Source organism: Agromyces sp. MMS24-JH15, from assembly GCF_043518605.1.
Taxonomy (GTDB): Bacteria; Actinomycetota; Actinomycetes; order Actinomycetales; family Microbacteriaceae; genus Agromyces.
Genome location: NZ_CP171358.1, coordinates 2,269,191 through 2,284,335 on the forward strand (window position 1 = coordinate 2,269,191; position 15,145 = coordinate 2,284,335).

At 68.8% G+C, this 15,145-nt stretch carries 12 protein-coding genes; 8 read left to right on the forward strand and 4 right to left on the reverse strand.

All coding sequences use genetic code 11. From position 1 onward, the window contains the following. Position 1: 1 nt before the first annotated feature. The 3 genes from gmd to ACDF64_RS10290 are packed head-to-tail and all read left to right on the forward strand — an operon-like array spanning position 2 to position 2,741. A complete protein-coding gene (gene gmd, locus ACDF64_RS10280; protein WP_394550971.1) occupies positions 2-1,030 on the forward strand; it encodes a GDP-mannose 4,6-dehydratase in 1,029 nt (342 codons plus the stop codon). Beyond that, a complete protein-coding gene (locus tag ACDF64_RS10285) occupies positions 1,027-2,022 on the forward strand; it encodes a GDP-L-fucose synthase family protein (protein ID WP_394555106.1) in 996 nt (331 codons plus the stop codon). Before gmd ends, ACDF64_RS10285 begins: the two co-directional genes overlap by 4 nt. Then, positions 2,019-2,741, forward strand: a complete 723-nt coding sequence (locus ACDF64_RS10290) for an FkbM family methyltransferase (protein ID WP_394550973.1) — start codon at positions 2,019-2,021, stop codon at positions 2,739-2,741. Before ACDF64_RS10285 ends, ACDF64_RS10290 begins: the two co-directional genes overlap by 4 nt. Positions 2,742-2,745: 4 nt before the next feature. Here ACDF64_RS10290 and ACDF64_RS10295 read toward each other — a convergent pair whose 3' ends face one another. Beyond that, positions 2,746-3,975 carry a hypothetical protein gene (locus ACDF64_RS10295; RefSeq protein ID WP_394550975.1) on the reverse strand — a complete coding sequence of 410 codons (1,230 nt, stop codon included), beginning with the start codon at positions 3,973-3,975 and terminating at the stop codon, positions 2,746-2,748. Between the two features lie 352 nt (positions 3,976-4,327). After that, positions 4,328-5,212 (reverse strand): class I SAM-dependent methyltransferase, encoded by an 885-nt coding sequence (locus ACDF64_RS10300; protein WP_394550977.1) that lies wholly within the window; start codon positions 5,210-5,212, stop codon positions 4,328-4,330. An 88-nt stretch (positions 5,213-5,300) separates the two neighbouring features. Between ACDF64_RS10300 and ACDF64_RS10305 the strand changes: the two genes are divergently transcribed. Both ACDF64_RS10305 and ACDF64_RS10310 read left to right on the forward strand, forming a co-directional pair. After that, entirely contained in the window at positions 5,301-7,154 is a 1,854-nt protein-coding gene (locus ACDF64_RS10305) for a DUF4012 domain-containing protein (protein ID WP_394550979.1), read from the forward strand. Positions 7,155-7,315: 161 nt separating this feature from the next. Further along, positions 7,316-7,705, forward strand: coding sequence for a hypothetical protein (locus ACDF64_RS10310; protein WP_394550981.1), 390 nt, complete (start codon positions 7,316-7,318; stop codon positions 7,703-7,705). 83 nt (positions 7,706-7,788) lie between these two features. Here ACDF64_RS10310 and ACDF64_RS10315 read toward each other — a convergent pair whose 3' ends face one another. Then, positions 7,789-10,953 carry a hypothetical protein gene (locus tag ACDF64_RS10315; protein ID WP_394550982.1) on the reverse strand — a complete coding sequence of 1,055 codons (3,165 nt, stop codon included), beginning with the start codon at positions 10,951-10,953 and terminating at the stop codon, positions 7,789-7,791. Between the two features lie 164 nt (positions 10,954-11,117). Between ACDF64_RS10315 and ACDF64_RS10320 the strand changes: the two genes are divergently transcribed. Then, positions 11,118-11,969 carry a universal stress protein gene (locus tag ACDF64_RS10320; protein ID WP_394550984.1) on the forward strand — a complete coding sequence of 284 codons (852 nt, stop codon included), beginning with the start codon at positions 11,118-11,120 and terminating at the stop codon, positions 11,967-11,969. Then, positions 11,966-13,225 (forward strand): heparan-alpha-glucosaminide N-acetyltransferase domain-containing protein, encoded by a 1,260-nt coding sequence (locus ACDF64_RS10325; protein WP_394550986.1) that lies wholly within the window; start codon positions 11,966-11,968, stop codon positions 13,223-13,225. Before ACDF64_RS10320 ends, ACDF64_RS10325 begins: the two co-directional genes overlap by 4 nt. Positions 13,226-13,325: 100 nt before the next feature. On the opposite strand, the gene ACDF64_RS10330 is transcribed toward ACDF64_RS10325, so the two are convergent. After that, positions 13,326-13,781 (reverse strand): VanZ family protein, encoded by a 456-nt coding sequence (locus ACDF64_RS10330; protein ID WP_394550988.1) that lies wholly within the window; start codon positions 13,779-13,781, stop codon positions 13,326-13,328. Positions 13,782-13,842: 61 nt separating this feature from the next. Between ACDF64_RS10330 and ACDF64_RS10335 the strand changes: the two genes are divergently transcribed. Beyond that, a complete protein-coding gene (locus ACDF64_RS10335) occupies positions 13,843-15,144 on the forward strand; it encodes a UDP-glucose dehydrogenase family protein (protein ID WP_394550990.1) in 1,302 nt (433 codons plus the stop codon). Position 15,145 lies beyond the last annotated feature (1 nt).

Here is a 15,145-nt window from a genome sequence, read left to right on the forward strand (position 1 = left end):
CATGGCGAAGTCCGCGCTCATCGCAGGGATTACCGGTCAGGATGGCTCGTATCTGGCGGAGCTTCTGCTCGCCAAGGGCTACGAGGTCCACGGCCTGATCCGTCGTGCGTCCACGTTCAACACGAACCGCATCGATCACCTCTACGAAGATCCCCACGACCCTGATGCGCGGCTCCATCTGCACTACGCCGATCTGAGTGACGGTGCGAGGCTTGTCAGCCTGCTCTCCGATCTGCACCCCGACGAGGTCTACAACCTCGCTGCGCAGTCCCATGTCCGCGTGTCGTTCGACGAGCCCGTCTACACGGCGAACACGACCGGCGTGGGCACCACGCGCCTGCTCGAAGCCGTCCGGATCTCGGGAATCCGGACGAAGTTCTACCAGGCGTCGAGCTCCGAGATCTACGGTTCCTCGCTCCCGCCGCAGAACGAACAGACTGCATTTCAGCCCCGCTCGCCGTACGCGGCGGCCAAGCTCTACAGCTACTGGATCACGCGCAACTATCGCGATTCGTACGGTCTCTTCGCCGTGAACGGCATCTGCTTCAACCACGAGTCGCCCCGCCGTGGTGAGACTTTCGTGACGAGGAAGATCACGCGCGCGGTCGCGGCGATCAAAGCCGGGAAGCAGCGTTACGTCTACCTCGGCAACCTCGACTCGGTGCGCGACTGGGGGTACGCACCGGAGTACGTCGAGGGGATGTGGCGGATGCTCCAGGCGCGCGAGCCCGACGACTACGTGCTCGCGACCGGCACGGCGAACACCGTGCGCGACTTCCTTACGATCGCCTTCGAGTACGCCGGGCTCGACTGGACCGACCACGTGCGGTTCGACAAGAAGTACCTCCGCCCGACCGAGGTCGACGCGCTCGTCGGAGATGCCTCGAAGGTCAAGGTCGACTTGGGCTGGGTGGCGCGCGTGAAGCTGCCCCAACTCGCCAAGATCATGGTCGACGCGGACATCGAGGCGCTCGAGTACGAGGGCCGGCCGTGGATCGATTCCGTGACGCTGCCGGCGTGGCGTCGGTGACGGCAGCGGGGACCGGGACGACACGGGCCCTCGACCGCTCGGCGACGTTCTACGTCGCCGGTCACCGTGGCCTCGCGGGCTCCGCGATCTGGCGTCGGCTCGAGGCATCCGGATTCGGTTCGCTCGTCGGGCGCGCGCATGACGAACTCGACCTGACCGACCGGGACGCGACGTTCGCGTTCTTCCGGGAGGTTCACCCCCGTTACGTCGTGCTCGCGGCAGCGAAGGTCGGCGGCATCCTCGCGAACGACACCTACCCGCACGACTTCCTGAGCGAGAACCTCCGCATCCAGGTGAACGTCATGGATGCCGCGGCCGAAGTCGGCGTCGAGCGCCTCCTCTTCCTCGGGTCGAGTTGCATCTATCCGAAGTTCTCACCGCAACCGATCACCGAGGACGCGCTGCTCACCGGCCAGTTGGAGCCGACGAACGACGCCTACGCGATCGCCAAGATCGCGGGGATCCTGCAGGTGCAGGCCGTGCGCCGACAGCACGGGCTCGCGTGGATCTCTGCGATGCCGACGAACCTCTACGGGCCGGGCGACGACTTCTCGCAGTTCGGATCGCACGTGCTTCCGGCGCTCATCCGCAGGTACGACGACGCTGTCCGTGGCGGAGCATCCGTCGTTACGAACTGGGGAAGCGGGACTCCTCGGCGCGAGTTCCTGTTCGTCGACGACCTCGCCGCAGCATGCTTGCATTTGCTCGATCACTATGACGGACCACAGCACGTGAACGTTGGAACAGGTAGTGACGTCACGATTCAAGAACTCGCCGCGCTCGTCGCGAGGGCATCTGGATACGAAGGCCAGACGCAGTGGGACAATTCGAGGCCGGACGGTACACCGCAAAAGTTGCTTGACGTGTCTCGCCTCCTGGCTCTAGGGTGGCGTGCCCGGGTCGGCCTTGAAGAGGGGATTGGCGCGACAATCGAGTGGTTTCGAGCAAGGGACTACATGCGTGCGGACGACCAACCGGGCGGGCTCAGATGAGCCGGCTGAAGAGCATGATCCGTCGCGCAGCACATCACGTGGGCCTCGATGTTCGCCGCTACCACCACGGAATGGAGATGTCTGCAGGCGACCGGGCGGCCGATCTCATCTGTCAACGCGATATCGATTTGGTTATCGACGTCGGAGCGAACAAGGGCCAGTACGCTCAGTGGATTCGTGAACGCGGGTATCTGGGTCGGATAATCTCGTTCGAGCCCCTTAGCGATGCGTTTGCACTGCTGGACGAATCAACCAAGCGCGATCCCGACTGGTGCGCGATCAATGTCGCGATCGGAGAATCAGATCGTGAATTGGAACTCAACATTGCCAAGAACAGCGTGAGCAGTTCGATCCTGCCGATGGACGCGCGGCATAGAAGCGCCGCACCCCATTCGGTCTACGTAGGTAAGGAGCGAGTGCACCAACGGACACTCGATTCCTGTCTCGCGATGGATGCTTCGATCTCTCCATTCTTGAAGATCGATGTGCAGGGCAACGAGGGTGCGGTGCTGGACGGTGCGATTGAGTTGATGCCCCGGATCGTCGGCGTGCAGATCGAGATGTCTTTTGTCGAGCTCTACTCAGGCCAGCCACTCTTCGACGAGTTGCTCCACAGGCTTGAAGGCTGCGGAATGGAACTATGGTCACTGATCCCGGGTTTCGCTGATCCAGGAACAGGTCGCTTGCTTCAAGCCGACGGGATCTTCTTCCGAGCATGACTGACTATATGTTCACTTTGCCCAGCTTCTTCGCTTCGGCGAGCCTCATCGCTAGACCGACCAATAACCACGCAGCAGGATGCCATTGCGAGGGCTGGGCGAAAATCACAATCGTTGCAAACGCTAGGAATGCGAGCGAGCCGGCAAGGGTGCGCATCGCGTAGACAAGCCCCAGCAGCAGAGCAACTACAAGGGTCGCGGCGAGCACGGGTGCTCTTCCGAATGTGACCAGCAGATTAATCGTGCCGAAGCTCGCGGCGCTTGCATCGCCGAGATCAGCGATGCCGCGATCGGTGAAGGATGCGGGGGCGACCATCGCCTTCTCGTCGAGCGCCTGACCGATGATCGCTGGCGCGACCAATAGCACCACCAGGGCGAGGAGTGCGGTGAACAGGCGGTGGCGGCGGCGCCATAGTACGACCAGGATACCGGCGCTGACCGCACCACCCACCGCTAGAAGAGTTGCGAAGGATTGAGAAAAGATCACGAGTGCCGCCAGGACGAGCGAGGTCATGGTTCTTCGTGGAACGCTCACTCCGGCTCCGAAGACGACAGCGATGAGCGGCGCCGCATAGAAGGCCGCCAACCCAGGTTCTCCGGTTAGCGGGGTCAAGCGCCGCGTCCCAGGGATGAACGGCTCTCCGCCGGTGGTGATCGTGAACGGCGCGTGGAGCGCGAATGTTCGCGTGTCGATATGGAACGTGGTGAGCGGCGTTGCGAATTGACCGAGGAAGTAGGTCGCAGCGTAAGACGCGGCCAGCGCACCCATGACCCACGTAAGCCCCGTAAGGAGGTCGTCTGCGAATTGGGGGCGTGACATAGCGAGTCCACCGATCGTTGCGGCGACTCCATACACAGCTGCGACGGGGGTTAGCGTCGACAACATACCGATTCCCGGCATCAGAATGAACCCCACCACCAGCAGGACTGCGCCCGTCGAGGTTGGATTGCTGTGTCTGTATGACAAGCAGACGGCCAGCAGCCCAAGCATGCCGATTAGCGAGTTCTGGATGGATGTCTCACCGAGCAGCCCTGGACCAACGAGGAGGATCAGCAGCGCGCTGAGGATGCCGCGTACTCCGACTCGATAGGCGACGATCGTGGCCGCAGCGGTGCCGACAAACCCGATGGCGCCGGCCGCAGGGCTCCCCGTAACTATGAATATGACCGTCGCCGTCACAGCCGAGAGCGCGGCGCCGACGCCCAGCCACGTCTGCGCAGGGCCGGCGTTCACCGGAGTACGGCTATTGGAGGCCGCCAAGAGGCTTCCCAATCACAACTCAGTCGACGAGCATGCTTCGAACCCGGCGTGGCCGGGCCTCAGTTCGTTCGCGCGTTCGGGTTCCATGCGTGATGCTTACTGTCGCATATGCCTCTGCGAGCGTGGGCACTTACCCGCGGAGAAGCGGAATGGGAATCTATCTGGATGCCGGGCTCATCGCACGGAAAGGGGTCGAGTGGAACTGAGGTGTGGTGAGCCTCGGTCATTGGGCAAGTGTGGCAGATGACGGTCCAACATCCCCGGAACTGAGCACGAATTTCCGATCTGGGGCAACCCTTGGCGGATCAGTCATCTGGCAATCGGGTCACGCTTGTCGGCTGCTAGGTGCAAGAACACCGCCGCGTCCGATCCGCGAATGCACTTTGTATCCCGTCCCGATACTTGAGTCGCGCAGCCACTGCTTGACCATTGTTCGGATCGGCGGAAGATCGAAGTCGTCGACGAACACAACGCACTCCGCGGCGAGCTTGTTCGCCAGCCCCGGGAAGGCATTTTGGCGCAAGAGCGTGCCTTCTGGCCCGTCCACGAGGACCACTGAAACGCCTTCAACGTCAGCGAGTGCCGCCGGTGTATACCAGTCACCGGGCCATCCCAACTTCTCGGAAACCCCGGTCGGGGCGACCCGGACCTCGGCCCAAGCATCGAGGCCAAGCGAGCGCAGGCGTGCAGTGGTGATTGAAGCCCACGATCGGTCCTGCTCGAGCGAGATCAACCGGCCCGCGCCGCGCTTCCGAAGGGCAAGGGCCATCCATATGGTCGATGCACCGCTGCCAAGCTCAAGGACCGTGGGGGAATCCTTGTTGGTTACCAGATGCCCAACGATTTCGTGCATGAATTCCGGATCCACGCCGACCGGGCCCCACGGGCCGTTGTACTCGCCGTCCGGATCGACGAGGTCGCGGACACGTTGCATACTCCAGAGTTCTGCGTGCACGCCAACCCGTCTCTCATTGAAGCTCCGTTGAGTCAGCGTGACGATGCCCGCGATGGTCACGAGTTGGCTTGCCAGCGATAGCCAGACCGGGTTTCGCCGAACAAGTGTTGCAAGTACGCCACCGAGCAGGGTTGCTGCGGACGCAATCACCGCGCGTCGTCCGAACAACTGATTGAACCGCTCGAGCCGACTCATCGTCACCCCTCGTCTCGCGTCGATGCGCGCATCTGCTGCAGCGAGCAACTGCCCGATCATCCGATCATCTTGGAGCGCGGTTCACAAGAACGTGCCTCGTGCTGGCGAGTCGGAAGGCCCCGAGGCAAGAAAATACACACGCAGATCGGTGACTAACCTGTACCTCGTGACCGCCGATCACCCGGGCACCACTTCGGTGGCGCGGCCGACCCGACTGCGCCGGCGTCGACGCTGGGCGCTCATCGGGGTGATCACGCTCATCGCCGTCCTCCTCGCCGCGATCGCCTGGATCGCGATCCGCGGCCTCCTCGCGAAGCAGGAGCTCGACGGTGCCGTCGGTGCAGCGGCCGACGCACGCGCGGCGATCGTCGCCGGTGACACCGATGCCGCGATGGCCGCCGCCGAGGAACTCGCAGGCCACGCCGTGTCGGCCGCCGACCTGACGAGCGATCCGGTCTGGCGGGCCGTCGAGGCGATCCCGCTGGTCGGGCCGAACCTCGCGACTGTGCGCGTGCTCGCCGCAACGGTCGACGAGGTCGCGTCGGGTGCGGTCCTCCCGCTCGCGAGTGCGGCCGGCAGTGTCGGCCTCGACGCGTTCCGCCCGGCCGACGGACGCATCGACCTCGCGCCGATCGTGGCGCTGCAGGCGCCGGCGGCCGAGGCATCCGCGGCCGTCTCGAGCGCTCGGGACACCCTCGCCGAAGTCGATGGTGCCGACGTGCTCGCCCCGATCGCCGACGCGCGCACCCAGCTCGACGACCTGCTCACCGAGACGGCCCGCGCGGTCGATGCGCTCGATCGCGCGTCACGGCTGGTCCCCGCGATGCTCGGTGCGAACGGGCCGCGCGACATCCTGCTGCTCTTCCAGAACAATGCCGAGCTGCGCACGCTCGGCGGGTCGCCCGCCGCGCTCGCGCTCGTGCACGTCGACGGCGGGGCGTTCGAGCTCACGACCCAGGCGGACTCGGGCGATTTCCCGCGGTTCGACCCGCCCGCCGTCGAGCTCCCGCTCGAGACGCGGGCGCTGTGGGGCGACAACGCGGCCCGGTGGATCCACGACGTCACGTTCGCGCCGCAGTTCCCGATCGCCGCGACCACCGCGCGCGAGATGTGGCGCGACCGTTTCGGCGAGGAACCCGCCTCGGTCGTCGCGTTCGATCCCGTCGCGCTCAGCTACCTGCTGACCGCGACCGGGCCGATCACGCTCTCGACCGGCGACGTGCTGACCTCCGAGAACGCCGTGCCCTTCCTGCTGCAGGAGGTCTACGCGCGCTATCCCTCCGACTCACCCACCGACACCGCCGGGCAGGACGCCCTGTTCGCCGAGGTGACCCGGGCCGTCGTCGCGGCGCTCCGCACAGGCACGGCCGAACCGCGCGCCCTCATCGACGCGATGGTCCGCGCCGGCGACGAGCGGCGGCTCCTGATCTGGAACGCGGATGCCTCCGAGCAGGAGATCCTCGCCGGCACGACCCTGACGGGCGACCTCCCCACATCTACCGACCAGACGCAGGCGTTCGGCCTGTACCTGAACGACATGACGGGCTCGAAGATGGACCCGTACCTCGACGTGCAGGTCGCCGCGGCGGGCATGGTCTGCCGCAACGACGGCCTGCCCGAGTACCAGTTCACCGTGTCGCTCGCGAACACCGCACCGCCCGACGCGGCGACCGCCCTGCCCGAGTACGTCACGGGCGGCGGGGCCAACGGGACGCCGGCGGGAGCGATCCGCACGTCGGTCCACCTGTACTCCGAACCGGGCACGTACAACCTCGGGGTATTCCGCGACGGGCAACCGGTGCCGTACCACCCGACCGCCGACGCGGGGTACACGCTCAGCCGCGTCGAGGTCGTGCTCCAGCCGGGGGAGACCGCCGAATGGACCTTCGCATTCCTCGGCGGCGAGCCCGGAATCCGGGCGATCGACCTGCAGCACACGCCCCTGGTTCGGACACTCCCGATCGCGCAAGGGTCGACAGATTGCGCATCCTCGCTAAACTGAGGCTTGTTCGGCGTCTGAACGGGCGCCGATACCCGAAGGATCTTGGGGGCGGGATCATGCTTCGAAAGGTATTGGCCGCGGCGGTCATCGGCATCGCGGCGGTCTTGGCGGTACCGACGGCAGCCGCGATGGGCACGGGCTATACGGCTCAGGGTTCCTCCGTGACCGTCGTCGTCGGCCAGGCCGGCACGCTGAACTTCTCGGGCTTCCCGCCGAACACGCCATCCACCGCGACCGCATCCGATCTCGTCACCCTCTCCGTGCTCCGCGCGGCGACGGCGTCGAAGCCCACGAGCGCGACCGGCACCGTGTCGTACACGGCGGTGTCCAACACGCCCGGCACCTACACGATCACCGTCACCGCAGGCCAGACGGTCGGCGTCGGCACGCTCACGGTCGTCCCGGCCGACACGGCGGGCGGCTCCACCACGCCGAGCACGGGCTTCGACCTGCCCGTCCTCTGGATCTGGATCGCGGTCGGCGCCATCGCCCTCGGCGCCGCACTCGTCATCGTCCTCACCACCGTGCGTCGGTCACGTAAGAGCGAGTAGTCACCCGCAAGAGCGACTGTTCGCGACAGGCGCAGCGACGCGGCCCGGTTCGGGGGAGCCGGGCCGCTTCGTGTCTCGTTGCGTCAGAGTGGCTTGGACGGCGTGCGGACAAAGTCCAGCTGCGGCGCGTGACGATTCGCCGCGAGCCGCGCGATGAGTTCGTCTCGGGACTGCTCGTACTGCTCGGTACCCAGGTAGTGTCCGTGCGCGGCGACCTCCCAGAGGTAGGCCGTCGGTCGTACCTCTGTCGCGCCCCGGTCGATGCGGGTCTTCGACTTGTCCCCGTAGCTCTCGACGGGGAATCCGAGCGGGTCGGTGCGTCGCCACAACGAGATCCAGCGATTCCCGTTGTCGAGCAGACCGCGGAGCGTGAACGCCCGGCCGTCCTCGGCCGCGGTGGTCGCCTCGGTCGTCGGAGCCGGAGGCTGAGCGCCGCCCCGCGGCAGGCGTCCGCGGCGATCGAGGCCCCAGTCCGTTCGCACCTGTCGGGCCCATGGGTCGGCGAGGAACAGGGACGGTCCGACGACGCCCGGTACGCCGAGGTCGTACGGCCCGAGCACGCTCGGGAAGAACCGGCTGAAGAAGGCGCGCAGTTGCGTGCCGTACGTGAGCAGGCCGATCCGCTTGACCTCGGGCGTCTTGGCGCCGAGGTCGTTCTCGGTCACCGCGAAGATCGCGGCGGCCGCGAGGACCGATCCCATCGAATGCGCGGCGAGCACGATGTCCCGCTCGGGGTCGACGTCCGTCCGCAGGTCGTGCTCACCGTGCAGCCAGGTCCAGATCCTGCCGGTCAGCTCCGGCACCGCGCGCTCCGAGTAGCAGGGCGGGGCGAACGGATGTCCCGCACGCGGGAAGAAGCAGAGGATGTCCCAGAACAGCCCGAGCGGCCGCTCGGCCGTCGTGGCGGCCGACGCGGCGACGGCACCGACCGCGGCGAGTGCGACTGCGACCAGCACGGCGACGCTCAGGCGGGCGATCCCGGCGTAGCTTTCACGCAGCCAGGCCTCGACGGCAGGATCGAGCGTGGTCGCGACGGACTCGAGCAACGGGAACACCGCGGTGACGAGCATCGCGATCGCGGTGAGCGCAGCCACCCAGCCCACGATCGTCTCGGCACGGTGCAGGAGGTGCGCCTTCCGTCGCGCGAGCGCCGCACGCCGTGGGCGCCCGGAGCCAGACTCGGACTCGGTGCCCGGATAGCGGATGTCGGGGCCCTTCTTCGCCTGCTCGGGGTCTTGCTTTGCCTGCCCGGGCTTCTCCTCCACCTGCTCGGGCTTCTGCTTGTCGTCATCGCTGGGTGGCGCGGTGCCGGGCGAGCGATCCCCTCCCAGGTCCTTGTCGACCTCGGGGTCGAGGATCGGCAGCGAGAACCGCGTGAGCCGGAGGAGCTTCCACCCCAACGCGAACGCGAGGAGGACGACGACCACGGCGACGATCGCCATGAGCGCCGTGGCGAATCGCTGGTAGGCAGCCGGGGGCATCCCGTCGACCTCGAGCCAGTCGCGCATGCCGATCACGAGCAGGCTCGAGAGCACCATCGAGGAGACCAGTGCGGCGAACATTCCGACCGTCGCTCCGAGCCCGCGCCATCCGCGGATCGCGAACACCGTGCCGTGCCGGTGCTTCCGCCGCCCGGCGAAGAGGACGCATCCGGCGTACACGGCGAGGATCCCGAGGCCGATGCCGAGGCTCGTGGCTTCGAAGCCGGCCACCGACCGCCCGGCGAGCACGGTCGCGCCGAATGCGGCCATGAGGGCGATGCAGAGCGCCAAGTACGCGTACTTCGCGGGGCCCTGGTGCGGTGCCGTGCTCCATGCGGCGCCGAGGAACGCGATCAGCACGGCGACGGCGAGCAACGCGCTCGGTGCCGAGACCAGGCCGATCGGCGAGGCCTTCGCGGCGCCGGCCGCGGCCGCCGCCGCGTCCTCGGCGACCGGGTCGCCGCTGTTCGCGGACGCGACGATCACCACGAAGACATACCCGACGGCGGCGAGCGTCAGCAGGATGCCGGCGACGGCGCGCTTGGTCTTGTCGCCGAGGATGACTCCGACAGGGGTGTTCTCGCGACCGAATACCCTTCGCCTCACGAGTTCGGTCGAGATGCTCTTCGAGGTGGACGCGATGACCACGCCGATGACGCACGCCGCCACGAGCACCAGGGCGCCGTACGCGGCGGCCATGGAGAACCGGCGTTCGCCGCCCGCGTCCCACGCCGTCGCCGCGCACGCGAACGCCGATCGCACCTCGGCGCACCCGGGGAGGCCCGCGAGCGCGGAATCCAGTGAGACCAGGAACGTGAGGAACGCGAGGACCGAGGCGAAGTGCAGCCGCTCGGTGGTCGCGCCGATTCGCGCCCTCGTCCAGAAGCCGAAGGTCGCGAGCAATGGCCGGTCGACCGCGGGCTCAGAAGACCCGGTCGTGCCGTCCGCATCGGAATCCGCGCCAGCGCCGACGTCGGAATCCGGGCGGTCGTCCTTCGCCGTCGTCTTGGTGCCGAGGTACTGGGCCGCGAACCCGCTGACGTTCGGCTCCCAACTCACCCGCCCATGGCGTGCGACGAGGTAGATCAGCAGCATCGCCGCCATCACGAGCACGCTGAGCACTGCGAGGCGGGCACTGCGGTCGAGGCCGGCGAGATTGCCGAACCAGACCGGCAGGTTCTCGCACGTCAACCTACCGCCGGCGTAGCACTGGATGCCGATGAGGTCCGCCGCCACCGACATGAACGCGGTGACGTAGATGAGGGTGAGCACGAGGGCGAACAGACGGAGCGTCGCGGCGCCGGGGCCGCCCTGCCAGCCGGTGGGGTTCGACTTCTGTCCAGGGATCGGCCGCATCCAGTAGGCGAGGTTGCACAGGCCGAACGGCAGCACGAACAGCCAGCCGATCTGCACGAAGACGCGCCCGATCACGGCGATCGCGGCACCGCCCGTGCGGACGAGTCCGCCCCAGGAATACGCTTCAGTCTGGATTCGATGACCGTCCTTGCCGGGCGTCTTCCGCACCCAGAACGACCCGAGCTCGTCGCCGGTCCGTCGGCGGACGCCGTCGGTCGGGACCTCGAGCATCTCGGCGGGCGGCGAGTTGCCGATGCCGTGGATCCGCAGCTCGAGGATCTTCGGCTCGGCGCCCTTCGGCTCGGGGTGCTTCGGCTCGGCGCCCTTCGGCTCGGGGTGCTTCGGCCCGGCGCCGTTCGGCTCCGGGGCGCTCTCGGGTCCCTTCGTGGTCTCTTCGACGTGCGTGGACATGGCCCGCTCCTTCGGTCGCCGTTGGCCGAAGTATAGAAGTGAGGAAAGCTCGCGCATTCAGTACAGGTACCGATCGCGCGTCAGGTGTAGCCCCGAGCCCCTCCGCGCGTGAAGATGGAGGCGAGGCCGGAGATCCCGGATGCCACCGGACGAGGAGGCACGTCATGGGCCAGATCGCAGTCGGGGTGAGCACGGCGGGGCCCGCGGCCCACCACGCCGTCCGTTGGGCCGCCGAGCGGGCCGCAGCCCGAGGCTCCACCCTCAGGCTCGTGCACGTCGTCGACTCGGTCATCCAGGGCACGGGCGACGCCGAGTTCATCCTCGCCACCCAGTCGCAGGCGACCGCGGGCCTCGACGAGAGCGCGCGGACCGCCGCCGAGGCCGCACCCGGCGTCGACGTCGTGGTCGACCTCCAGCAGGGCGACGCCGTCGAGGTGCTCGAGGCCATCGCCCGCGAGAGCGAACTCCTCGTCGTCGGCAGCGACTGGCACGGCGGCAAGCGCCCCAGTCGTCGCGGCGTCCACAGCCTGCGGATCGCCGCGGCCAGCAGCGTGCCCGTCGCGGTGGTGCCCGACATCGACGTCAGCGCGCGGCACGGCGTCGTCATCGGCATCGACGGATCCCCCGAGGGCGCGCGTGCGCTCCGGTTCGCCGCCGACGAGGCGCGGCGCACGGGCGAACCCCTCATCGCCGTGCATGCCTGGGACATCGCCGTCATGGCGGGCGGCGAGTACGGGTACGGCGTCGCGATGCTCGGCTCCGACGAACTCGGCGCCGCGGCCGGCGAGGTGCTCGCCGACGCGGTCGCCGCGCTCGCCGACGACTACCCCGACCTCGACGTCGACGCGCGCGTCATCGCGGGCGACCCGGTCGCCGCCCTCGTCGAGGCCGCCGCCGAGGCGCGCCTGCTCGTCGTCGGCAGCCACGGCCGTGGCGCGCTCGCCCGCTTCCTCCTCGGGTCGGTCAGCCACGGCGTGCTCGCGCACCTCGAGGGACCGACGGTCGTCGTCAGGTGAGCGGAGCGGACCCGGCGCCCGAAGAGGAGGACCGCGTCGCATCCTCGGCGCGGGTCCCGGAGGCGGAGCCGCCGCCGGCTCCGGCGCCGGCGCCGGCGCCCGCCGCGCCCGAGTCGCGGCCGCATCCCGCGCCGGCACTCGTCGCGCGCGAGGCATCCGCCCGAGTCGACGGGGTCGACGCGGCCCGCGGCATCGCGCTCGTCGGCATGTTCGTCGCGCACGTCGCGCCCGCGGTTGCGAATCCCTGGGTCCAGGCCGCCATCTCCGTGAGCGACGAGCGCCCGCGACTGCTGTTCGCCCTCACGGCCGGGCTCGGGCTCGCGTTCATCTCCGGGGGCACCCGGCCCGTCCCCAGGGGCCCCGGCGGCGGACGAGCGCGCCTCCGCGTGCAGATCGCGATCCGCGCGGCGATCCTCATCGCCCTCGGCCTGTTCATCGCCGCGGCGCTGCATCCGCTCGTCTTCATCATCCTCGACGTGTACGGCATCGCGTTCCTGCTCATGATCCCGCTGCTGTTCCTCCCGCCGTGGGTCGCGCTCGGCGCCGGAGCGCTCCTGCTCGCGGTCACGCCCGGGCTCGCGGTCATCGTGAGCGGCACCGAATGGGTCGGCGCCGCGCGCATGACCGGCTGGCGGATCCCCGTCGACTGGGCGTTCTCCGGCGCCTACCCCGTCATCGAGTGGGTGCCCGTCATGCTCATCGGGCTCGCGCTCGGGCGCTTCGGCATCACGCGCGGGCCCGTGCTCGCGTGGTCGGCCGCGGCCGGCGCGTTCCTCGCCGTCGCGCTCCTCGCCCCCGCGACCGCGATCCTCGACGCGGCGACGCGGGCCGGGGCATCCTCGTTCGTCGGCGGTTCCGGCCAGGTCGCCGACGCGACCCGCCTCGCGCTCGCCGTGGGGGAGTCCGCGCGCGCGCTCGCGAACGTCGGCATCGGCGTGGTCGTCGTCGCGGCGTGCGTCTGGCTCACCGCACGCCTCGCGCCGAGCGCCCGCCGGGTGGCCGGCATCGCGCTGTCGCCGTTCACCGCCATGGGCTCGATGCCGTTCACGATCTACACGCTCCACCTCATCGTGCTCGCTGGGTCGATCCGAATCGAGAACGGCGTCCTCACCGACGACTCGTGGGCGCTCACGGCCGGCCTGGTGTTCGGCAGCATGGCGTTCGCGCTGCTCTGGCGGCACTTCATCGGGCGCGGGCCGCTCGAGCAGCTCATGCGCGCCGCGACCGGGCGCGGCCGGGTCGGGGGGCGCGGGTGAGCGTTTCGACTCGCTTCGCTCGCTCGACGACCGGTCGTTGAGCGAGGGAGCGGAGCGACGGAGTCGAAACGTGCCGTGGTGAGCGTTCCGTCTCGCTTCCTCAACGAGCGTGGGTGGGCGTTTCGTCTCGCTTCGCTCGCTCAACGAGCAGGACCGTCGCCACGAGGTATCCGAGCGCCGTCCCCGCCGTGTTCGCCACGACGTCGCTGATCGTCGACACGCGCGACGGGATCGCGAGCTGAATGAGCTCGATGCCCGTGCTGAGCGCGCAGCCCGCGACGATCACGGTGATCGGCCCGAGCCGCGGCCACGCGAGCGGCAGCAGCAGCCCGAGCGGCACGAACAGCGCGATGTTCGCGAGGAACTCGAACACGATAGCGGCCGGTTCGCGCGGCACGCCGACCGTGGCGACCGCGTCGGCCAGCACGCCCACGATCCCGGTGATCCGGCCCGCCTCGCGCGCCGGGAGGAACACGATGAACCCCAGGGCCACGAGGTACGGCGCGAGGGCGACACGCGCGACCGTGCCGATCGAGGGTCGCCGCCGGGTCGCCATCGCTCCATCGTAGGCTGGTGCGGTTGGTCTGCGTCGAAGGGCGCAATGAAACGGAGGCGGCATGCGGATCTCGGTCATCGGGTGCGGATACCTCGGCGCGGTGCATGCGTCGGCGATGGCCGTCCTCGGCCACGACGTGGTCGGCATCGACGTCGACGAGCGGAAGATCGCGCAGCTGCGCGCGGCGCAGCCGCCCTTCTTCGAGCCCGGGCTCGCCGAGATCCTCGCGAACGCGACGTCGAGCGGTCGGCTCGCGTTCAGCACCGACATCGAGGATGCCGCGACCGCCGACGTCCACTTCATCGCGGTCGGCACGCCCCAGTCGCCGGGGTCGAACTTCGCCGACCTGACCTACGTCGACGCGGCGTTCGCCTCGCTCGTGCCGCACCTGCGCGAGGGCGCGCTCGTGGTCGGCAAGAGCACCGTGCCCGTCGGCACCGCGCAGCGGCTCGCCGCCCTGCTCGCGGCCCGCGCGCCGCACGCGTCGCTCGCCTGGAATCCGGAGTTCCTCCGCGAGGGCTACGCCGTGAAGGACACGCTCGAGCCCGACCGGCTCGTCTACGGGGTCGGCGACGACCACGCGGCATCCGTGCTCGACGACGTGTACCGCACCGCGATCGACGCGGGCACGCCGCGCATCGTGACCGACTACGCGACCGCGGAGCTCGTGAAGGTCGCCGCGAACGCGTTCCTGGCGACCAAGATCTCGTTCATCAACGCCATGAGCGAGATCGCGGATGCCACGGGCGCCGACGTCACCGCGCTCGCCGACGCGATCGGCCACGACGCGCGCATCGGGCGCCGCTTCCTGAACGCGGGCGTCGGGTTCGGCGGCGGATGCCTCCCGAAGGACATCCGCGGCTTCACCGCGCGTGCCGACGAGCTCGGCCTCGGCGAGTCGCTCGCGTTCCTGAAGGAGGTCGACGCGATCAACCTGCGGCAGCGCCAGCGCGTCGTCGACCTCGCCGTCGGGCTCCTCGACGGTGCGCCCAACGGCAAGCGGGTCGTCGTGCTCGGCGTCACGTTCAAGCCCGAATCGGACGACGTGCGCGACTCGCCCGCGCTGGATGTCGCGGTCCAGCTCCGCGGGCTCGGCGCCGACGTCGTGGCGACCGATCCCGAGGGCATCGAGAACGCGCGGGGCCGCCACCCGCAACTCGCGTACGTCGAGTCCACCGACGAGGCGCTCCGCGGCGCGGAACTCGTGCTCCTCGTGACCGAGTGGCGCGAGTACCGCGATCTCGACCCGCAGCGGGTCGCGTCGCTCGTCGCGACACCGCGCATCATCGACGGCCGGAACGTGCTCGATCCCGACGCGTGGCGGGCCGCCGGGTGGGTCTACAAGGGGATGGGACGCCCGTAAC

Excerpts from the sequence above, each read along its gene's own strand:
- ACDF64_RS10315 (WP_394550982.1), bottom strand. The coding sequence starts at position 10,953 with ATGTCCACGCACGTCGAAGAGACCACGAAGGGACCCGAGAGCGCCCCG.
- ACDF64_RS10330 (WP_394550988.1), bottom strand. The coding sequence starts at position 13,781 with ATGGCGACCCGGCGGCGACCCTCGATCGGCACGGTCGCGCGTGTCGCC.
- ACDF64_RS10320 (WP_394550984.1), top strand. The coding sequence starts at position 11,118 with ATGGGCCAGATCGCAGTCGGGGTGAGCACGGCGGGGCCCGCGGCCCAC.
- gmd (WP_394550971.1), top strand. The coding sequence starts at position 2 with ATGGCGAAGTCCGCGCTCATCGCAGGGATTACCGGTCAGGATGGCTCG.
- ACDF64_RS10290 (WP_394550973.1), top strand. The coding sequence starts at position 2,019 with ATGAGCCGGCTGAAGAGCATGATCCGTCGCGCAGCACATCACGTGGGC.
- ACDF64_RS10300 (WP_394550977.1), bottom strand. The coding sequence starts at position 5,212 with ATGATCGGGCAGTTGCTCGCTGCAGCAGATGCGCGCATCGACGCGAGA.
- ACDF64_RS10335 (WP_394550990.1), top strand. The coding sequence starts at position 13,843 with ATGCGGATCTCGGTCATCGGGTGCGGATACCTCGGCGCGGTGCATGCG.